Genomic DNA, 20,081 nt, shown 5'->3' on the forward strand with positions numbered 1-20,081 from the left:
CCCCTACTTAACCCCCTCCCTAAACCACTTAGCATGATGCTTCCTAGCCCACCCCACACTAACGGTCCCACGCACCATAGCCCCAACGGACCCTTTAATCCAGATAGCAGCATAAACATGAACAACAATCCCAACAATAAGCACAAACGCTGCAACAGCATGAACAACAGCCGCAAGGCGCACGATCTCAATGGGAAAATAAAAGGAAAAATACCGCCGCCAGATCACCACCCCACTGCAAAGCAGCAAAAAAAGACACACAACCATCGCAAAGAACAAGAGCTTCTGCCCAGCGTTATACCGCCCAATCTCAGGCAAATCCTCCTCGCGATTAGCGAGCACATCATCAATCTGCCGCAGCCACTGCACATCGTCGCGATCCAGATAGTTGTGATGCCAAAACCGCACTGCAAGTATGAAGAACGACACAAACATCACCAGGCCCACAAACGGATGCAGAATCCGTGTCCACTGCCCGCCGCCGAACAACGCCGTCAGCCAGAACATCGACGGGTGAAACAGCGCCAACCCGGACAACGCCAGCAACACAAACGTAATCGCCGTGATCCAGTGATTCGTCCGCTCATTGGCCGTATAACGCACAATCAGATTCGGGTCGTGTGACTTCATCTCGCTACTCCTCGCGTTCATCACGAATGCGCCTTGCTTCATCCCGCGCAGCCACTTCGTCGTCTTCCGTCACCTCGTTCGGCCCCACCCGTATGTAGTGGAAGAACCCGGATAGCGCCGCCAGCGCAATGCCCGCCACCGCCAGCGGTTTCGCCATGCCCTTCCACAGGCGCACCATCGGGCTGATGCGCGGATTGTCCGGCAAGCCGTGGTACAGCGACGGCTGATCCGCGTGGTGCAGCACATACATCACATGCGTGCCGCTTACACCCGGCGGGTCATATAGCCCGGCGTGCTCGAAACCGCGTTCCTTCAGGTCCTCGATGCGCTCCGCTGCGTGCTGTTTCATGTCTTCCTTGGTGCCGAACACAATCGCGCCGGTCGGACAGGTCTTCACGCATGCGGGTTCCTGGCCCACCGCCACACGGTCGGAACATAGCGTGCATTTGTATGCCCGGTTGTCCTTCTTCGAAATGCGCGGCACGTTGAACGGGCAGCCGGTCACGCAATAACCGCAGCCAATGCAGTTCTCTTCATGAAAATCGACGATGCCGTTCGTGTACTGCACGATCGCACCCGGCGACGGGCACGCTTTCAGGCAGCCCGGGTCCTCACAGTGCATGCAGCCGTCCTTGCGGATCAGCCATTCGAGGTTGCCGTCCGGGTTCTCGTACTCGGAGAAGCGCATCACCGTCCACGAATGCTCGCTCAGGTCCATCGGGTTGTCGTAGACGCCGTGGTTGATTCCCACCTCGTCGCGCAGGTCGTTCCACTCCATGCACGCCGTCTGACAAGCCTTGCAGCCAATGCATTTGCTGACGTCGATCAGCTTCGCCACCGTGCCGGTCACCGGCTCGCGCACCGCCGGAGGCTGCACGGTGGTGGCCGACTGACGCTTGATATCCAATGATTGAAGTGCCATTTTCTATCTCGCGCCCCCTATGCCTTCTCGACCTTCACCAGGAACGACTTGAATTCCGGTGTCTGCGAATTCCCGTCGCCCACCACCGGCGTCAGCGTGTTGGTGATATACCCCGGCTTCGTCTGCCCCTTGAAGCCCCAGTGCAACGGAATCCCCACCGTCTGCACCTTCTTGCCGTCGATCATCAGCGGCTTGATACGCTTGGTCACCACCGCCACCGCAATCAGGTAGCCACGGTTGGACGACACCTTCACACGGTCGCCCGCCACCACACCCACCTCTTTCGCGAGGTCTTCGCCAATCTCCACGAACTGCTGCGGCTGAACGATCGAATTCAGGCGCGCATGCTTGGTCCAGAAGTGGAAGTGTTCGGTCAGACGATAGGTGGTCGCCGTATGCGGGAACTCCGCCGCCTTGCCGAAAGCCGCGCGGTCGTCGGGGAACACGCGCGCTGCCGGGTTGCTGGTGGCCTGCGCGTTCTGCGGATGCAGCGTGTTGTAGCCGAGCGGAGTCTCGAACGGCTCGTAATGCTCGGGGAACGGCCCTTCGTTCATCATGTCGCGGGCGAAGAAGCGCGCCACGCCTTCCGGGTTCATGATGAACGGTCCCATGCCGTTTTCCGGCGGCTCATCCACCTTGAAGTCGGGCACGTCGGCCCCGCTCCAGGTGGCGCCATTCCAGCCAATTAGCTTGCGGGTAGGATCGAACGGTTTGCCGTTCAGGTCGCAGGACGCCCGGTTATAGAGAATCCGCCGGTTGACCGGCCACGCCCATGCCCAGTTCAATGTCTGGCCAATGCCGGTCGGGTCCGAGTTGTCGCGCCGCCCCATCTGGTTACCCGCCTGGGTCCATGCGCCGCAGAAGATCCAGCAACCGCTCGAGGTCGAGCCGTCGTCCTTCAGTTGCGCAAAACTGGCCAGTTGCTCGCCCTTCTTCACCAGTACCTTGGTCGGGTCCTTCGGGTCGGTGAGGTCGGTGACAGCTTTGCCGTTGTACTCCATCGCCAGCTCTTCCGGCGTCGGGCTTGCCGGGTTCGCGTAGGGCCAGGCCAACTTGAGGATCGGGTCCGGGTACTTGCCGCCCTGCTCCTGATATGCCTTGCGCATGCGCAGGAAAATCCCCGACATGATCTCCAGATCGCTCTTCGCTTCGCCGGGGCCCTCCGCGCCCTGCCAGTGCCATTGCAGCACGCGGCTCGAACTCACCAGCGAGCCGCGTTCCTCCGCGAAACACGTGGTGGGTAAGCGAAACACTTCGGTCTGGATCTTCGAGGCGTCCACGTCGTTGTACTCGCCGTGGTTCTTCCAGAAGTCCGCCGTCTCGATGGCGAGCGGGTCCATTACCACCAGCCACTTCAGCTTGCTCAGCGCAGAGGCGGTCTTCGCCTTGTTCGGCGACGACGCCAGCACATTGAAGCCCTGCGCGATGTAGCCGTTCATCTTGCCCTGATCCATCAGTTCGATGGCCTGCAGCAAGTCGTATGACTTATCGAGCTTGGGCAGATAGTCGTAGCCCCAGTTGTTGTCGGCGCTGACCGCGTCGCCCCACCACGCCTTCATGAAGCTCACGAAAAACGCGCCGTAGTTCTTCCAGTAGCTCAACTGATTAGGCCGCAACTGCTGAGTCGCGCGTTTCTTGATGTAGCCGGCGTAGTCCTGCTCGGCTTCCATCGGCAGCGTCATGTAGCCCGGCAGCAGGTTCGACATCAGCCCGAGGTCCGTCAGCCCCTGGATATTCGAGTGGCCGCGCAGCGCATTCATGCCGCCACCGGCAATGCCTATGTTGCCAAGCAGCAGTTGCACCATCGCACCGGTGCGGATCATCTGCGCGCCGACCGAGTGGTGCGTCCAGCCGAGTGCGTAGAGGATCGTCCCGGCCCGGCCGGGTACCGCCGTGGTGGCGAGCATCTCGCAGACCTTGAGGAACTTCTCCCTGGGCGTGCCGCAGGTCTTCTCGACCATCTCGGGCGTATAACGCGAGTAGTGCTGCCTGAGCAGGTTGTAGACGCAGCGCGGATCCTGCAGCGTCATGTCAACCTTCACAAAGCCGTCGTCGCCGCGCTCGTAGTCCCAGCTCTCCTTGTCGGGATAGCTGTGCTTGTCCGCGTTGTAGCCGGAATAAATGCCGTCGTTGAACGCGAAGTCCTCGCGCACGATGAACGGGAAGTCCGTGTAGTTCTTTACGTACTCGTGCTGGATCTTGTCGTTCGTCAGCAGATAGTTGATCACCCCGCCGAGGAAGATGATGTCCGTGCCGGTGCGAATCGGCGCGTAATAATCCGCCACCGATGCGGTCCGCGTGAAGCGCGGGTCGACCACGATCAGGCGCGCCTTGCGGTGCGCCTTGGCTTCGGCCACCCACTTGAAGCCGCACGGGTGCGCTTCGGCGGCATTGCCGCCCATCACCAGAATCACGTCCGCGTTCTTGATGTCGACCCAATGGTTCGTCATCGATCCACGGCCAAACGTCGGGGCAAGACCTGCCACCGTCGGGCCGTGTCAGACACGCGCCTGGTTGTCGAATGCGAGCATCCCCATGCTGCGCACGGTTTTGTGCGTCAGATACCCCACCTCGTTGCTGCCTGCGGAGGCGGCCAGCATCCCGGTGGTCAGCCAGCGGTTGACCTTCTTGCCGTCTTCCGTGGTTTCGACAAAGTTGGCATCGCGGTCGGCCTTCATCAGCTTCGCGATGCGGTCGAGCGCGTCGTCCCACGAGATACGCTGCCACTGCTCGGAGCCGGCCGCCCGATACTCGGGGTACTTCAGGCGGCTCGGGCTGTGAATGAAGTCGATCAGGCTCGCCCCCTTCGGACACAGTGTGCCGCGGTTGACCGGGTGATCGGGATCGCCTTCTATATGAATGATGCTGGCGGTGGCGTTCTTCGCGCCGTCGCCCAGGCCGTACATGAGGATCCCGCAGCCTACCGAGCAATACGGACAGGTGTTGCGGGTTTCAGTGGTGCGCGCCAGTTTGTACTGCCGGACTTCGGCGAGAGCGGTGTCCGGAGAGAAGCCCATCAGAGCGAGGCTCGATCCGGCCAGCGTCGACGCCGTTACCTTCAGGAACTGGCGCCGGGACATTTGCAGCATGGTGGTCCTCGGCTTTGGCGTTGTGGGGAACACTAAAAAGAATAAAGTGCTTCCTAAATAGATTAGTTCCGACAGCCCGTAGCCGGTACCGGACATACCCTGATTCGGGACCGTCCTTGGTATAGTGACAGGCATACAGCTTGCAAGCCACGACGGCATGCCTGTCCTACCGCCGAAGCCTGCCCGCGCGGCATTCGGCGGCGCGATCCCGTCAAGAGGCACTATGGACATCGACACGCTATCCGCCGACAAATTGCAGCATGCAGCCCGCCGCCAGGCTTCATGGGCGATCGGCGCGTTCAGGAAGTTCGCTGAGGACCGGTGCGCTGCCATGGCGGCCGGCATCGCGTTCTACGCCGCGTTCTCGCTCGCACCCACTCTCGTCATGGTGATCGCCGTGGCAGGCTGGTTCTTCGGCGCGCAAGCCGCCCGCGGCGAACTCTTCGCGCATATACACGGACTGCTTGGCGACCAGGCCGCCGCGGGCGTCCAGGTGATCGTCCAGAATGCCCGGCACGCCGGCGGCGCAGGTGGCATCGCGGCCATCATTTCGTTCGTATTACTGGCCATCGGCGCGTCGGCCACCTTCTCTTCACTCAATAGCGCGTTGAATATCGTCTGGCCGCTTACCGGGCCGCGCTCGTCGAGCGTGATCGCGCTGGTGCGGGTGCGGCTGATTTCGTTTGGGCTCGTGCTCGGCGTGGCGTTCCTGCTGATTGTCTCGCTCGTGCTCGATACCGCCATCACCTTTATCGGCCAGTGGCTGTGGGGCAACTCGCCGTATGTGGTGATCGGCAATCTGCTGCAGTTGCTGGTCGGGCTGCTGGTGCTGGCCTTCGCCTTTGCCGCCCTGCTGAAGTTCTTGCCGGACGCCGTGGTCCGCTGGCGCGACGCGATGGTGGGCGGGGTAGTCGCGGCCGTGCTGTTCTCGGCGGGCAAGAAGCTCTTTGCGCTCTATATCGCGCATGCCGGCATGGCGAATTCGTTCGGCGCGGCTGGCTCGCTGGCGGTGCTGCTGATGTGGCTGTACTTCTCGGCGGTCGTGCTGTTGCTCGGCGCGGAGTTCTCCGCGGCGCGCGGCAGGCTGCACGATCCGCGCGGCGCCTGGGGTCAGCTGGAAGAAGCGCCGGCGGGAAGCCGGGCGAAGCTGGCATCGGTGCTGGCGGCGTCGACGATTTCCTCACAGGGGCCGGGTAGTCCGGAAGCCGGGACAAAGCTGGCCGAGGCGATGGCGAAAACGGGCGGTGCTGCGGCGGATGGCGGTGCCGTGGCCCGCACGGCAAGCGCCACGGGCGATTCAGGCAGCGCAAGCGCCGCTGCGAGCATGCCTGGTCAGCAACCGTCGCAAACCGCGAAGCGACGCGCGCCGGTGACCGCTGTCGACGTTCGCGCGGTGGCCAGTATTGGCCGCAAGGTGGTTCGCGCAGAAGGCCAGGCGACGCGCGTGGCCGCATCAACGCTGCTGGAAGCCGGCCGTAAGGCGTCAGCGGCGGACCGCTACGTCAAGCACAACCCGTGGCGATCGCTCTTGATGGCCGCCGGCGCGGCCCTGCTGGTCACCGCCGTCGCCGGTCGCCGCCGTGGGGACGGCGCATCTGCCGCTCAGGCAACCGATGACGAGCGTTGAACCCTTTTTACACCGCGTATCAGGGAGAACACCCACATCCGGGCGAAACTGTCCAGCATGCAGACTGATTCTTGCTGGATGACACGCCGGCAGGCACAGCCCGCCGTGTGAATTCTCGTAGACAAGAAAATTACGCCGAACTTTCAAATACACGTTTGAATGACGAATGCTGACGCATCCACTATCAGCGAAACAACAATAATGCCGTTTCCGGCATGAAGTATTGCTATATCAGCAATAATACTTAGTGGGCTTGCTACATAAGCACTTTCGGGGGGTGTCACGTTTACGAGACACTCATTTTTTTTCAGTATTACCCTTCAGAGGCCCTGCGTTATTCTCCTTTCCGCAACAACGAAACCAACCATGCGTGGAGAAATGGATGAAAAAATTCGCACTGACTAGCCTCTCGCTGGCACTGCTGGGCGCCGCAGGTGCAGCCCATGCTCAAAGCAGCGTCACCCTCTATGGCGTTCTCGACGACTCGATCCAGTACATCAATAACAACAACGTCTCGAACAGCAACAAGAGCTCGATTGGTCTGGCCGCAGGCAACCTGCAAGGCAACCGCTGGGGCTTGAAGGGTACGGAAGACCTGGGCGGTGGCCTGAAGGCGATCTTCCAGTTGGAAAACGGCTTTAACCCGAACAACGGTAAGCTGGGTCAGGGCAGCCGCGAATTCGGCCGTCAGGCATACGTCGGCCTGCAGAGCGACCAGTTCGGTACGGTGACGATTGGCCGCCAGTACGACCCGGTTGTCGACCTGGTTCAGGCAGTCACGGCTGACAACTATTGGGGCTCCACGTTCACCACGCCGAGCGACGTTGACAACAACGACAACAGCTCGCGTACCAGCAACGCAATCAAGTACACGTCGAACACCTACTCTGGCTTCCAGTTCGAAGCGTTGTACGCATTCGGCGGCGTGGCAGGTTCGACGGGCCAAGGTCAAACCTGGTCCGGCGCAGCAACCTACGCAAACGGTCCGTTCAGCGTCGCTGCTGGCTACATCCGCATGGACAACGGCTCCGACACCCTGGCAGGTCGTGCAGCGGGCTGGAGCGGTACGTCGGACGGCACGTTCAACTCGATCAACCTGCCGTACCAGTCGGCCAAGTCGATCGGTATCGCTTCTGTCGGCGCACAATACGTGATCGGACCGGTCACGGCTGGCCTGCGTTACAGCAACGCACAGTACAAGCCGGATGCATTCTCGTCGTTCACCTCGACGGAACGTTACAACGTCGGTGCTGGCTTCGTGAACTACCAACTGACGCCGGCAGCATTGCTGGGTCTGGGCTACACGTTCACGCACGGTTCGGGCAACGGCGAGTCGGCTTCGTATAACCAGATCTCGCTGGGCGGCGACTACAACCTGTCGAAGCGCACGGACGTGTATCTGGTCGGCGCATGGCAAAGGGCATCGGGCACGGGCGCTGTGGCGTCGGTTGCCGACTACGACGCCGAATCGGCTTCGAACTCGCAAGCAATCGTCAGCCTCGGTATCCGTCACAAGTTCTAATCGACTTGACGGACAGCCAGAGCAGGACGCTGTCAAAAGCCAGCCACAGGCAACAAGCCGGTGGCTGGCTTTTTTCATTGGTGCGGGGATTTTTGCGGAATCGGCAAACGCGGTGAAGGCGAACGCCTCTATAGGGACAACAGCGTACTTTGGAGCGGGGCCACCCGGACCAGCGGCCGCGAGACCCGATGCGACGGCAGCCCCCTGAGCCTGAACCCGCGCCGAGCCTCGAACCCTACAGCCCCTACCGCTGCGCCTTATTCCTCTCAGCCTGCGCCAGCGTCTGAGCCGGCTTCGCTTCCACCGCCTCATCGCCGCCCACTGGCGCACGATGCATCACCAGCGCACGCTCGGGGCGCTGCAGCGGCACGTTAGCCGACTCCTGCCAGTCAGGGTCCGGAATCTCCCCGAACACCTGGCGCAGCCGCTCGCCCCAGGTGCGGTGGATCATTTCAAAGTAGGCGTTGTCGTGATCCACGGAAACGAAACGCGTGACCCTCAACGCGTCCTTTTCGTAGACCAGCAAGTCGAGCGGCAGCCCGACCGACAGATTCGAGCGCAGCGTCGAGTCCATTGAGATCAGCGCGCACTTGGCGGCCTCGTCGAGCGGCGTGCTGGGCGTCAGCACGCGGTCGATGATCGGCTTGCCGTATTTCGACTCGCCAATCTGGAAATACGGGTTCACCGCCGAGGATTCGATGAAATTCCCCGCCGCGTAGATCATGAACAGGTGCTGCCGCGCTTCACGCGCCTTGCCGGCGGCGGCAATCTGCCCGCCGAGGATAAAGCTGCAATTGAAGTCGACGCCGAATTCCTGCAACGCCTGAGCCTCGCGCTGATGCACGTCGCGCACCGCCTTGCCCACCACCCGGGCCGCGTCGGCCATGGTCGGCGCGCTCCACAGCGTGGGCTGGTCGGCGTCGCCCGGCTCGCTCAACTCGTGCAGCACGGCCTGGGTCAGCGAGAGATTGCCCGCGCCGAGCAGCACCAGCACGCGCTCGCCGGGCTGCTCGAACACCGTCATCTTGCGCGCGGTGCTGATGTGATCGACGCCGGCATTGGTACGGGTATCGGACAAGAAGACGAGCCCGTCGTCCACGCACATCGCCACACAGTAAGTCATAGAAATATCCAGAAAGACCAGCAAACGCCGTTATTGTAATGCGACGTCGCCGCGGTCCTTGTGCGTTCGACCCTACTGTGGCGATTGCGCACTGACCGTCACGGAGACGTTCAGTTTCTCGTCCAGGCCGCCGATGCGCCGCCCGCGGACCGGCGCCGCCGCCTCGTAGTCGCGCGCCGCCGCGAGCCGGCAGTAGATTTCGCTGGCAAACGCGGCATGCGTGACGTCTACGGAAATCCACCCCGCACCTTCGAGCCAGACGTCGACCCATGCGTGGCTCGCGCCATGCGGCACGTCGCCGGGCTCGATATAGCCGCTCACGTAACGCGCCGGAATGCCGCGCGCACGACAGCACGCCAGCATCAGATGCGCGTGGTCCTGGCAAACCCCGCTGCCGAGCGCGAGCGCTTCGGCCGCGGTGCTGGTCACCTCGGTGATCCCCGGCTGGTATTTCACGCGCTGCACGATCTCCTCGGAGAGCTTGATGAGCCCGGCAGGCATGGCGAGCGTCGGCACGGACTCGGCCAGTTCGCGCACCGCCCCATCGGCTTCGGTCAGACGCGTGGCACAGGTGAAATGTTCGAGCGGAACAGGGCCGACCGTGTCGCGCAGCAGGCCGTCGACGAGCGGAAACGTATCGACCTCCCCGGCTACATGCAGGTGGATCTCGCTGTGCGGCTTGTTCAGCACCAGCGTATGCAGCACGTTGCCGTAGGCGTCGAAAGTCGAGTCGAGCTTGCCCGGGGCATCGATGCTCCAGCGCCGCACCGTCTGCGACGCGCCGCTCGCAGGCGTGAGACGCAGTTGCTGGATCGAATAGTGAACCGTCGCTTCGTAGCGATAGGCGGTGTCGTGGCGGATCGTCAGGTACATAGAGAAACTCCGTCAGGCGACTGGCAGCATCAGATAGGTACGCGCAACCAGGTTGCCGAGTTCGAACACGCGGGCCAGGAATTGCGTCAGATAGGCGTGCAGACCGGCTTCGAAAATCTGCCGGATGTCGGAGTAGACCAGTTCGGCGCGCAGCTTGCCGGCAAAACGCTCGCACTGGTTGGAACCCGAGGTGCGTAGCATCGCCAGGTTGTTGCAGACGCCATCCAGGGAGGCCAGCAACGAGCGCGGCATCTGCTGGTTCAGGATCATCAGTTCGACCACCCGGGCCGGCGTGACGACGTCGCGATACACCTTGCGATAGATCTCCAGCGCCGACACCGAACTGAGAATCGAGGTCCAGTAATAGAAGTCTTCGAGCTGGCGCGTGGCGTCGCGCGAATTCGGCTCGACGTCGGCAAAGCGCACGTCGAGAATCCGCGCGGTGTTGTCGGCGCGCTCCAGATAAGTGCCGAGCTGCGTAAAGAAGAACGCATCGTCCTGCAGCGCAGTGCCGATCGTCACGCCGCGCGACAGGTGCGAGCGGAACTTGACCCACTCGAACAACGAATCCGGACTGGTGGTGAGCTGGCCGGCCGCGGTCCGCTCGTTGAACTGGAGCCAGGTGTCATTGATCGTCTCCCACCATTCGGTGGTCAGCGTGCCGCGCACGGCGCGGGCGTTTTCACGCGCGGCCTGCAGGCACGAATGAATGCTCGACGGGTTGGTCGCGTCCGCCACCATGAAATCGAGCACATTTTCGCGCGTCGGTTCGTCGTAGCGTTGCGAAAAGGCCGTCTCCAGTTCGGAGATGCGCAACACCGAACGCTGCGCGCGCGCCTCCTGCTCAGGCGTCTGCGGCAACAGCAGCGCCTTCAGGTTGATATCCAGCATGCGCGCGGTATTTTCGGCGCGCTCCATGTAACGGGCCATCCAGAAGAGGTGGTCGGCAGTGCGGCTTAGCATGACGGCTTTCCATGATTGATGACGCTGGGCGTTGTATGCCCGCGCTGGTTACCCGCTTGCGCCGGCGCGCCAGGACGTCGCTAGTACGTGTTGGTACGTCGCTTTGACGTCGCAGTGACGTCGCAGTAACGTTTCTCGCGCCGGCTTTTCTTGTCGCGGATACGGCCACCGTAAAACTCGCGGCGGCGGAACCCGCAACCCCTTCAGTCGACCATCCAGGTGTCTTTGGTGCCGCCTCCCTGCGATGAATTGACCACCAGCGACCCTTCCTGCAAGGCAACCCGGGTCAGGCCGCCCGCGCACATCGTCACGGTCTTGCCGGACAGCACGAACGGGCGCAGGTCGATATGGCGCGGCGCGATGCCCGCCTCCACAAAAGTCGGGCACGCCGACAACGCTAGCGTAGGCTGCGCGATATAGCCCGCCGGACGCGCAATCAGACGGGCGCGGAACGCTTCGATTTCCGCCGCGGTGGAGGCCGGTCCCACCAGCATCCCATAGCCGCCCGCGCCATGCACTTCCTTCACCACCAGCTCAGGCAAGTGCGCGAGCGTGTAGGCGAGATCGTCCGGCTTGCGGCACTGGAACGTCGGCACGTTGTTGAGGATCGGCTTCTCGCCGAGGTAAAACTCGATCATCTCCGGCACGTACGGATAGATCGATTTGTCGTCGGCGATACCGGTGCCCATGGCGTTGGCAAGCGCCACCCGCCCGGCCCGGTACGAGGTCAGCAGACCCGGCACGCCAAGCGCCGAATCGGTACGGAAGGCAAGCGGGTCGAGAAAGTCGTCGTCCACCCGGCGATAGATCACGTCGACGCGCTTCGGGCCCTGCGTGGTGCGCATGAACACGTAGTTGTCGTCGACGAACAGGTCTTTGCCTTCCACCAGTTCCACGCCCATCTGCTGGGCAAGGAAGGTGTGCTCGAAGTACGCCGAGTTGTACATGCCCGGCGTAAGCACCACCACCACCGGATCGTCGACACCCTCAGGCGCGACCGAGCGCAACGTATCGAGCAGCAGGTCCGGGTAGTGCGCCACCGGCGCAATGCGGTTCTGCACGAACAGTTCCGGGAACAACCGCATCATCATCTTGCGGTTTTCCAGCATATAGGAGACGCCCGACGGCACCCGCAGGTTGTCCTCGAGCACGTAGAACGCGCCGTCTTCACCGGCCCGCACCACGTCGACTCCGGCAATGTGCGCGTAGACGCCGAGCGGCACGTTGACGCCCTGCATCTCCGGCCGGTACTGCGCATTGGTATAGACCTGTTCAGCCGGGACGATGCCGGCCCGCACGATATTGCGGTCGTGATAAACGTCGTGGATAAACAGGTTGAGTGCTTGAACCCGCTGCCGCAGACCCGCTTCGAGGGTTTGCCATTCGCCGCGCGGAATGATCCGCGGGATCAGATCGAACGGTATCAGCCGTTCTGTGCCGGACAGGTCGCCGTTGACCGCGAAGGTAATGCCCACACGGCGAAACAGCAGGTCTGCCTCCGCGCGCTTGCGCGCGATTGCCTCGTTGCCCTGCTTGACCAGCCAACGTTCGAAGCGTGCGTAATGTGGCCGCACGACTTCATCGTGATGACGCATCTCGTCATAGCATCGCATGTCACGCCCCGCTCTTGTTGTCGGATAGAAGGCGAATGCGCTGCGCATTCGGTGTTCGACAAGCTTCAAAGCAAGCGCTATGCCATTGGCTTTCCGCACGCAAACCCCAATGAATGCACACGAACAGCGCATACGGCCGGCACGGCTCCGACATCATCGTACTGCGGCGGCCCGCAATGCGCTACTGCAGTGCATTGAATCCCCTGGAGTGGGCGTAGGGCCGCAATCTCCCACCGGCATTGGGCGCAAGCAGAGCCGGCGCGCGGCAATAAAAAATCCCCGCGGGTTTACACCCGCGGGGATTTTGCACTTTCTGAACTTTGCACCGCTCAGAGCGGCACAGCACCGTTTGCCGTTCGAAAACGGCATGGCGCCATGCACGTTCGTTACGCTGCTGCGTCCTTCAGCTTCTTCAGCGGACGTGCCTTGATGCGCACGCTAGCCGGCTTGGCCGGGAACCAACGCTCTTCGCCCGTGAACGGGTCTTTGCCGAAGCGCTTCTTCTTCGCCGGCACTTCCTGCACGACGATCTTCAGAAGACCCGACAGCGTGAATTCGCCAGCACCCTTCTTGTGGACTGCGCCGAGGATGGTCTCTTCGAGCGCGGCCAGCACAGCCTTGGCAGCCTTCGGTTCAACAGCAGCACGTTCTGCGACGTGTGCAGCCAACGAGGCCTTCGTGAAGGTGTCCTTGATCGGCGACGGTGCGCCGGACGCCTTCACGGCGACCTTCTTAGCTGCGACGACTTTCTTCGCAGGAACTTTCTTCGCAGCAGCAACCTTCTTGGTCGGTACCGTGGCAGCCTTCTTGGCCACCTTTTTTGCGGAAGTCGGCATGTTTCTCCTACCTGTTGTTGGTCAGTGAATGCAAGAAGCGTCCGCGGTATGCGCACGCTTCAAGGCCGGATTCTACAAGCGCTATGGCGTTTTGCGCGACTCTTTTGTGTATAAGCGTTACGGTTTGTTGCGCGGCGCTGACTCCGCAACACTTTTTAACCCGTATTTCAGGGGGTAAACGCGATTCGGCAGGCGCCGGCCAGCGCTTGCGACAGAGTGTCTCGTCTCGCATCGTCAGCGCGAACGCCCGGGCAAACACTGCCGCGAAAGCAGAAAAACCCTACAGGCAGGCATGGAAGCCGCCGTAAACGGAACAGGGGCGCGCCAGCCTGGCGCGCCCCTGTTCCGTTCGTTTCGCGGGGTCCGCGAAGGGCCCCGCCCGTTGCTTACTCCGCGGCGGCGGAGAGTTGTCCCGCGCGCTGCGCGCCTTCGCGCGCTTCGTTCGCGCAGCGATGATGCTCACGCGACAGGCGGTTCATCAGCGGCAGCAGCAGCAGCACGGCGACGAGAGCGCCGAGCGCCGCGAGCCAGCCGAGGCCCATGAACAGCTTCGTGTAGAGCGGCAGCGACTGCAGCGGATCGAGATCGCCCGAGGGCATCTGCGCGAAGTTCGCCACCACGCTGCCCAGGTAACCCGAGACGCCGCTCGCCACGAAATATGCGCCCATCAGGAAGCCGCTCATGCGTGCCGGCACATAGCGCGCAATCATCGCCAGCCCGAGGCCGCTCACCAGCAACTCGCCCAGCGAGTACAGGCCATAGCCGCCCACCATGAACCACGACGAGACCCGGCCATCCACCGCATAGCGGCCGCTCACGGCGTACACGAAAAAGCCTGCCGCCACGACCACGAAGCCGATTGCATACTTCACCGCCACCGACACGTCATTGCCGCTCTTCGACAGTTGCGTGTACAGCACCGCGAGAATCGGGCTCAGCATCATGATCCAGATCGGGTTGAGCGCCTGGAACTGGGCCGCGCTCCAGGTGAAGAGCGAGACGCCGAACAGCGAGAAATGCGGATCGACGTTGCGCACCGCGAAGAGCGTGAGCGAGGTCGACATCTGCTGATAGAACACGAAGAACAGGATGGCCTGCAGTGTCAAAACCAGCGCGGCGATCAGGCCAGCACGTTCCGACTGCTCGCATTTGGCGAGCATGTAGCCGAAGATCGCCAGAATCGCGACGCCCGCCGTATAGACGCAGGCCACCGCAATCGCCTTATGCTGCAGCACGAACATGGTCGCCACGCCAAGCGCGGCGCCACCGAGCAGCACGGCGCCCACGCGGCCCCAGCGGACCGGTTCGGCGTCCGGCGCAGAGCCCACATGCGCCAGCGTGCGGAACATGATGAAGTAGTTCAGCACGGCGAGCAGCATGCCGCCGCAGCACACGGCAAACGCCGCATGCCAGCCCCAATGATCCTTGATCCAGGGCGTGGCGAGCATCGACACCGTCGAACCGATGTTGACCGCCATGTAGTAAATCGTGAATGCGCTGTCGATGCGCGCATCGTCGCCTTCATAGATGCGCCGCACGAGATTCGCGGCATTGGCCTTGAACAGGCCGTTGCCCACCACGATCACGCCGAGCGAGGCGTACATGTAGTTGAGCTGGTCGTTCGGCATGGCGAGCATCAGATAGCCGCACGACAGCACCAGCGCGCCGAACACCATGGTGCGGCGGGTGCCGAGAATCTTGTCGCCGATCCAGCCGCCGACCGACGGCGCTGCGTAGACCAGCGCCGTGAAAGCGCCCCAGGTGAGCGTGGCGTGACTGTCGGTGAAGCCGAGCTTGTCGATCATGAACAGGACCAACAGCGCGGCCATGCCGTAGTAGCCGAAACGCTCCCACATCTCGATCAGGAAGACGGTCGAAAACGATCGAGTCTGGGATACGGTTGAATTCATCGTGTACCTCGTGTTCTTGCGATTGCAGCGGCGCGCCGGTTGGTGAGCGCGTCGCGGGAAACTGGGTCTGGAAACCGGGTCGGGAAACGTCGGGTTGCCGTCGCGCGGATGCCGCGCGGCATGAGCACGCTCATCCGCGTATCAAGGCGGAGCAAACCGGGTGGGGAAGCAGGAGCCTGATCCGCCAGAACGCGCGCCGGATATCCGGCAACTGAACCGGCAACTGCGGGGGCGGCTGCGCGGGCAATAGTGCCGGCAATAGCGCGGACCACAGCGCGAGCAATAAATCGCGCCATAACGAAGCCGGGCGGGATGAAGCGAAATGGCCCCCATGATAAAGCATCGCGTGCGCGGCTCGGCGCAGCGGCGGCAAGCAGCGGCCCATGCGGGTAGGCGCTGAAGCAGGTGTGGCGATTCGGGTCAACGGTGATATTCATCTCAGGTCGACGGCGCAGACGGGGTAAGCCGCGCCGCTCATGGTTCCACGCACAGGATCGCTGTGCATGGGATGGCAAACAGCCGGCGGGGCGAAAGTCGAAGCGGCCCCGCAAGCGAGCGCGATTCTGCAGAGCATAGGGTCCGCCGTCACTCAGGGAATTCACTGATGCCCGCCGTGCCTCTCAAGCGCAATCGCGCATTCTGCCGGGGCGTGCCACGCGATATCATCCATGAATTCGAAATGCATCAGTTTATTTAAGCATGCGACGCATTGATCGCATGAATTTAAAAGGCTAAAAAAGCGCGACCTAATATCGTCTTACCCGCGTCCGCGTGATTTTCGACGCCTCCCCGGAGAGCCGCAATCTGCGATCTGCAAGCCGGAGCGGGCTTCTGGCAACATAGCGAGTCGCTTCGAAAATAAATGCCTCACAGGCATACTCACGCATTTGCGATGGTCCACAAGACTATCAAACTTTGTTTACTAACATCAAACATATTTTTGACGGGCTGATTCACCTCGCTATGGTCACGAAAACTGAAAACAAAAATCCGGCCCTCGAACTGGGTAGCAAGATACGCGCGCTGAGGCAGCGCCTGAAACGCACGCTCGATGACACAGCCACAGCGGCACGCATCTCCAAACCCTTCCTGTCGCAGGTGGAACGCGGCCTTGCCACCCCGTCTCTCACGTCGCTGGCGGGGATTGCCAGCGCCCTCGGCGTCACCGTGCAGTACTTCGTCGACACCCCCAGCGAGGAGCGTTCGGTCAGCCGTGGCGACCAGTTGAAGTTTTTCGGTTTCGCCGATTCCGCCAACCTGTTCGCGCGCCTGACCAACCTGACCGGCGGCCGGCAGCTCGAAGCGATCCTCGTCAAGATGCCGCCCGGCCAGAAGCGTTCCGAGGTCAACACACATGCAGGCGAAGAGTTTCTGTATGTAATCAGCGGCAAGGTTTCGCTCACGCTGGAAGGCAAGACTTTCGCGCTGAAAGCGGGCGATAGCGCCCACTACGAGTCGACCGTGCCGCATAGCTGGGCCAATACGGCGCGCACCGAAACCCTGGTTGTCTGGGTAGGAACCCCACGGCTGTTCTAAGCGCCAGGCGCTCTTGCGGATTGAGCATCCGTCAAGAGCCGGCCTGCTTTCCGTGTTGTCAGGACTACTGCCTAGCCAGGACTGCCGCGCTCGCGGCTCAGGTAATCCGCTCGGTTGTCATGACGCGTGAAAGTCCATGCATCGGCCGGCGCAAGGCGACGTCAAACGGATTGGTCTGGGGTCCGAGCGCCTGGGCCTGGCGCCGCAGCAATTCGACCACCATCGGCAAGCGATCGTCGCCAAGCCGCGCGGCAAGCGTACCGACGCTAAGCGCGGCCACCGCCACGCCGGTGCGGTCCAGAATCGGCACCGCCACGCCGGCCATGCCGTCCAGCAGGCCGCTATTGCGCCCCGCGTAGCCCAACTGCCGCACCCGCTCGATCTCGGTACGCAGATAAACCTCATCGAGCACGCCATAGCCGCGAATTCGCGGCACGTTAAAGCGGATGATCTCCTCGCGCTCGGCTTCCGGCAAGAACGCCAGAATCGCGAGACTCCCCTGGCCGACGCCGAGCGCCACGCGCCCGCCAATGTCGCCGGTAAACGAGCGGATCGGAAACGGCCCTTCGCAGATATCCAGACAGACCGCGTCGAAGCTGCTCTTCACCAGCAGGAAAATCGTGTCGCCGAGGCTCGCGCACAGGCGTAGCAAGGCCGGACGGCACAGTGTGCGCATACCGCTCGGATTGCCGGCCTGCGCCGCGAGCGCGAAAAATTCGACGCTCAGGCGATAGAGCTTCGAGTTTTCGTCCTGCTCGACCATCCCCTCGGCGATCAGGGCATGCAGGATGCGATGCACCGTGCCCTGGGTCAGCCCGACCGCTTTCGCAAGCCGCGTGACACGGCCGCCGTCCGGCTGCGCGTCGGCCAGCGCGCGAATCACCGCAAACGAGCGCTGCAGCATGCCGGTGCCGGGCGCCTCCGGGGTGTCGGCCGGGCCGGGCTCCGCCACTTTTCGTTTTGCGGCTGCATTCATGGCTTTTCCTTGAACTTATTCCACTGTACGGAACACTATAGAGTGTTTTATTCTTGGATGGAATAGTGCTACGGCACCTGTCACGCCCGGATTAGCATTGCCTTCTTAGGGATTCCTCGTAGATCACGCAATGGAACAAAGTCTGTACTTCCCACTCAACTCATTTCGTTCAATGGAATTTTTCCTATCTTTATACCGCCAAACGGAATTTGCATTTGACGACGCGTAATTTGGCTGGCTAGAGTCGGCTCCAGCAGATTTGTCGATTCAGCCGGTGCCCGCGCACCGAAAGGCCAGACCATGTCGTTCCTCACCCTCACCGACGTAGCGAAATCGTTCGGCGACCTGCATGCCGTCGCCGACCTGAATCTGTCGGTGGAAAAAGGCGAGTTCGTTTCGCTGCTCGGTCCGTCCGGTTGCGGCAAGACCACCACATTGCAAATGATCGCGGGTTTCGTCGAGACCACGCGCGGGCGCATCACGCTCGACGGCCGCGACATCACACATACCAGGCCGAACCAGCGCGGCCTCGGCATCGTGTTTCAGAGCTACGCGTTGTTTCCGCACATGAGCGTCGCGCAGAACGTCGCGTTCGGTCTGGAGATGCGCGGCGTCGGCAAGGCCGAGCGCAACGGGCGGGTCTGCGAAGCGCTGGCGCTGGTGCGGCTCGATGCGCTCGCGCACCGCTTTCCACGCGAACTCTCCGGCGGCCAGCGGCAGCGCGTAGCCATTGCCCGCGCCATCGTGATTGCGCCGCCAGTACTGCTGCTCGACGAACCGATGTCGAATCTCGACGCCAAGCTGCGCGAGGACATGCAGTTCGAACTGCGCGCAATCCAGCGCAAGATCGGCACGACCACCATCATGGTCACGCACGACCAGTCGGAAGCGCTCTCGATCAGCGACCGCGTGGTGGTGATGGAAGCAGGCCGCATCACGCAGATCGATACGCCGTATCGGGCCTACGAGCGCCCTGAAAACCACTTCGTGTCGCAGTTCATCGGCAAGGCCAATATGCTGCCGGGCACCATCGTCGCGCGCGACGGCGACGCCATCCGCATCGACCTCGGGCACAACCTCGCCGAAACCGGTAACACCGCGCAACTGCCGATGCGCGAGCGCGTCGTGAACATCGGCGACGCCGTCACGCTATGCATCCGCCCCGAAAAACTGCGGCTCTGCGCACCGGAGGCGGGGCGTCTCGCGGCCACGGTCACGAGCCGCTTCTTCCTGGGCAGCCAATGGCTCTATCGCGTCGATTCGAAGCTCGGCGAGGTGCTGGTGTGCTGCCAGAACGAAGGCACGGAGCCGCTCGCGGAAGGCGCGGCGGTGGGCGTCGACTGGAATAGCGAGGCGATCCGCTTCGTGCAGCGGGAGGCGAGCCATGGCTAGCACGCTGCCTCTTTCCACGGACAGCACCCGCAAGCCACGGCGCGCTCCCTGGCATGCGTACCTGCCGCTCTGGCTGATGTGCGCCCCGGCCTTCCTGCTGTTCGTGGCACTGGTGCTGATTCCGCTCGTCATGACGCTCATCCTGACGTTCTACCGCTTCGATCCGTCGAGCGGCCCCATCGCCGCATTCCAGTTCGGCAATTACGTGGAAGTGCTGAAATCCGGCTACTTTCACACGATCTTTCTGCGCACCTTTGGCATCGCCCTCCTGACCACCCTGCTATGCGTCGTGATCGGCACGCCTGAGGCCTATGTGCTCTCACGCATGCGCGATCCGTGGCGCTCGCTGTTTCTGCTGGTGATTCTGGCGCCGCTGCTGGTGTCGGTCGTGGTGCGGGCATTCGGCTGGAGCATGCTGCTCAACAGCAACGGCCTCGTGAATCAGGCGTTCGGCCTTGTCGGAATGGGACCGTACAAGCTCGAATACACGACCTTCGCGATTGTCATCGCGCTCGTGCACGTGATGCTGCCGTTCATGGTGATTCCGGTCTGGACCGCCTTGCAAAAGCTCGATCCGCAAACCGAGAACGCGGCCCTCTCGCTGATGGCCTCGCCTGCCACGACACTGCGGCGCATCGTGTTGCCGCAACTGACACCCGGCATTCTGTCCGGCAGCCTGATGGTGTTCGGCCTGTCCGCAAGCGCATTTGCGATTCCCGGCCTGCTCGGCGGGCGGCGCCTGAAGGTGGCGGCCACCGCCGTCTATGACGAATTCCTCGGTTCGCTGAACTGGCCGCTCGGCGCCACCATCGCCGTGCTGCTGCTGGTCGCGAACCTGATTGTGATGCTCAGCTACTACCGGCTGCTGGAGCGCAGGTACGCCCGGAGCATGGGCTAATTACCAGGCTAACCCCAGGCCAACCCCACGCTCTCCCGGAAGACGACGGAAATACGATGAGAAAAAACGGCCCAATCGCGCTGATCTTTCATGCGCTCGTGATCCTGTTCGTGCTGGCGCCGCTCGCCATCGTGGTGCTGGTCGCCTTCACGCCGGACGAAACCCTGACGC

Annotated in this window: 15 protein-coding genes and 1 pseudogene; 6 read left to right on the forward strand and 10 right to left on the reverse strand. The window is 62.3% G+C overall.

What is annotated here, in order from left to right:
- Nucleotides 1-3: 3 nt before the first annotated feature.
- Genes FFS45_RS39505 through fdnG form a run of 3 tightly spaced genes read right to left on the reverse strand, consistent with a single transcriptional unit; the run spans nt 4 to nt 4,641 of the window.
- Nucleotides 4-630 carry a formate dehydrogenase subunit gamma gene (locus FFS45_RS39505; protein ID WP_137960035.1) on the reverse strand — a complete coding sequence of 209 codons (627 nt, stop codon included), beginning with the start codon at nt 628-630 and terminating at the stop codon, nt 4-6.
- A 4-nt stretch (nt 631-634) separates the two neighbouring features.
- Nucleotides 635-1,552, reverse strand: coding sequence for a formate dehydrogenase subunit beta (fdxH, locus tag FFS45_RS39510; RefSeq protein ID WP_137960036.1), 918 nt, complete (start codon nt 1,550-1,552; stop codon nt 635-637).
- Between the two features lie 17 nt (nt 1,553-1,569).
- Nucleotides 1,570-4,641, reverse strand: coding sequence for a formate dehydrogenase-N subunit alpha (gene fdnG, locus FFS45_RS39515; protein ID WP_137960037.1), 3,072 nt, complete (start codon nt 4,639-4,641; stop codon nt 1,570-1,572).
- Nucleotides 4,642-4,864: 223 nt separating this feature from the next.
- Here fdnG and FFS45_RS39520 point away from each other — a divergent pair, with 223 nt between their 5' ends.
- Nucleotides 4,865-6,268 (forward strand): YihY/virulence factor BrkB family protein, encoded by a 1,404-nt coding sequence (locus FFS45_RS39520; protein ID WP_137960038.1) that lies wholly within the window; start codon nt 4,865-4,867, stop codon nt 6,266-6,268.
- A gap of 382 nt (nt 6,269-6,650) precedes the next feature.
- A complete protein-coding gene (locus FFS45_RS39525; protein WP_137960039.1) occupies nt 6,651-7,790 on the forward strand; it encodes a porin in 1,140 nt (379 codons plus the stop codon).
- Nucleotides 7,791-8,034: 244 nt separating this feature from the next.
- Here FFS45_RS39525 and FFS45_RS39530 read toward each other — a convergent pair whose 3' ends face one another.
- The 6 genes from FFS45_RS39530 to FFS45_RS39555 form a co-directional block, all read right to left on the reverse strand.
- Nucleotides 8,035-8,913 (reverse strand): proteasome-type protease, encoded by an 879-nt coding sequence (locus FFS45_RS39530; protein WP_137960040.1) that lies wholly within the window; start codon nt 8,911-8,913, stop codon nt 8,035-8,037.
- Between the two features lie 72 nt (nt 8,914-8,985).
- Nucleotides 8,986-9,786, reverse strand: a complete 801-nt coding sequence (locus FFS45_RS39535) for a transglutaminase family protein (RefSeq protein ID WP_137960041.1) — start codon at nt 9,784-9,786, stop codon at nt 8,986-8,988.
- A 12-nt stretch (nt 9,787-9,798) separates the two neighbouring features.
- On the reverse strand, nt 9,799-10,749 hold the full coding sequence (locus FFS45_RS39540) for an alpha-E domain-containing protein (RefSeq protein WP_137960042.1): 951 nt from the start codon (nt 10,747-10,749) through the stop codon (nt 9,799-9,801).
- 203 nt (nt 10,750-10,952) lie between these two features.
- Entirely contained in the window at nt 10,953-12,362 is a 1,410-nt protein-coding gene (locus FFS45_RS39545) for a circularly permuted type 2 ATP-grasp protein (protein WP_137960043.1), read from the reverse strand.
- 386 nt (nt 12,363-12,748) lie between these two features.
- Entirely contained in the window at nt 12,749-13,198 is a 450-nt protein-coding gene (locus FFS45_RS39550; RefSeq protein WP_137960044.1) for an HU family DNA-binding protein, read from the reverse strand.
- Between the two features lie 386 nt (nt 13,199-13,584).
- A complete protein-coding gene (locus FFS45_RS39555; RefSeq protein ID WP_137960045.1) occupies nt 13,585-15,108 on the reverse strand; it encodes an oligopeptide:H+ symporter in 1,524 nt (507 codons plus the stop codon).
- A 963-nt stretch (nt 15,109-16,071) separates the two neighbouring features.
- Between FFS45_RS39555 and FFS45_RS39560 the strand changes: the two genes are divergently transcribed.
- Nucleotides 16,072-16,644: a cupin domain-containing protein gene (locus FFS45_RS39560; RefSeq protein WP_137960046.1), complete on the forward strand. Its 573-nt coding sequence runs from the start codon at nt 16,072-16,074 to the stop codon at nt 16,642-16,644.
- A 97-nt stretch (nt 16,645-16,741) separates the two neighbouring features.
- Here the strand turns inward: FFS45_RS39560 and FFS45_RS39565 are convergent, their stop codons facing one another.
- Nucleotides 16,742-17,620, reverse strand: coding sequence for an IclR family transcriptional regulator (locus FFS45_RS39565; RefSeq protein WP_137960047.1), 879 nt, complete (start codon nt 17,618-17,620; stop codon nt 16,742-16,744).
- Between the two features lie 300 nt (nt 17,621-17,920).
- On the opposite strand from FFS45_RS39565, the gene FFS45_RS39570 reads away from it, so the two are divergent.
- The 3 genes and pseudogenes from FFS45_RS39570 to FFS45_RS39580 all read left to right on the forward strand — a co-directional run.
- Nucleotides 17,921-19,012 carry an ABC transporter ATP-binding protein gene (locus FFS45_RS39570; protein ID WP_137960048.1) on the forward strand — a complete coding sequence of 364 codons (1,092 nt, stop codon included), beginning with the start codon at nt 17,921-17,923 and terminating at the stop codon, nt 19,010-19,012.
- Nucleotides 19,005-19,910 (forward strand): ABC transporter permease, encoded by a 906-nt coding sequence (locus FFS45_RS39575; RefSeq protein WP_137960049.1) that lies wholly within the window; start codon nt 19,005-19,007, stop codon nt 19,908-19,910. The genes FFS45_RS39570 and FFS45_RS39575 overlap by 8 nt, the downstream gene beginning before the upstream one ends.
- 56 nt (nt 19,911-19,966) lie before the next feature.
- A pseudogene (locus tag FFS45_RS39580) lies at nt 19,967-20,081 on the forward strand (ABC transporter permease); the annotation flags it as partial.

The sequence above is a fragment of the Burkholderia sp. 4M9327F10 genome (assembly GCF_005503145.1).
GTDB lineage: Bacteria > Pseudomonadota > Gammaproteobacteria > Burkholderiales > Burkholderiaceae > Paraburkholderia.

Excerpts from the sequence above, each read along its gene's own strand:
- FFS45_RS39505 (WP_137960035.1), bottom strand. The coding sequence starts at position 630 with ATGAAGTCACACGACCCGAATCTGATTGTGCGTTATACGGCCAATGAG.
- fdxH (WP_137960036.1), bottom strand. The coding sequence starts at position 1,552 with ATGGCACTTCAATCATTGGATATCAAGCGTCAGTCGGCCACCACCGTG.
- FFS45_RS39520 (WP_137960038.1), top strand. The coding sequence starts at position 4,865 with ATGGACATCGACACGCTATCCGCCGACAAATTGCAGCATGCAGCCCGC.
- FFS45_RS39525 (WP_137960039.1), top strand. The coding sequence starts at position 6,651 with ATGAAAAAATTCGCACTGACTAGCCTCTCGCTGGCACTGCTGGGCGCC.
- FFS45_RS39530 (WP_137960040.1), bottom strand. The coding sequence starts at position 8,913 with ATGACTTACTGTGTGGCGATGTGCGTGGACGACGGGCTCGTCTTCTTG.
- FFS45_RS39535 (WP_137960041.1), bottom strand. The coding sequence starts at position 9,786 with ATGTACCTGACGATCCGCCACGACACCGCCTATCGCTACGAAGCGACG.
- FFS45_RS39540 (WP_137960042.1), bottom strand. The coding sequence starts at position 10,749 with ATGCTAAGCCGCACTGCCGACCACCTCTTCTGGATGGCCCGTTACATG.
- FFS45_RS39545 (WP_137960043.1), bottom strand. The coding sequence starts at position 12,362 with ATGCGATGCTATGACGAGATGCGTCATCACGATGAAGTCGTGCGGCCA.
- FFS45_RS39550 (WP_137960044.1), bottom strand. The coding sequence starts at position 13,198 with ATGCCGACTTCCGCAAAAAAGGTGGCCAAGAAGGCTGCCACGGTACCG.
- FFS45_RS39555 (WP_137960045.1), bottom strand. The coding sequence starts at position 15,108 with ATGAATTCAACCGTATCCCAGACTCGATCGTTTTCGACCGTCTTCCTG.
- FFS45_RS39560 (WP_137960046.1), top strand. The coding sequence starts at position 16,072 with ATGGTCACGAAAACTGAAAACAAAAATCCGGCCCTCGAACTGGGTAGC.
- FFS45_RS39565 (WP_137960047.1), bottom strand. The coding sequence starts at position 17,620 with ATGAATGCAGCCGCAAAACGAAAAGTGGCGGAGCCCGGCCCGGCCGAC.
- FFS45_RS39570 (WP_137960048.1), top strand. The coding sequence starts at position 17,921 with ATGTCGTTCCTCACCCTCACCGACGTAGCGAAATCGTTCGGCGACCTG.
- FFS45_RS39575 (WP_137960049.1), top strand. The coding sequence starts at position 19,005 with ATGGCTAGCACGCTGCCTCTTTCCACGGACAGCACCCGCAAGCCACGG.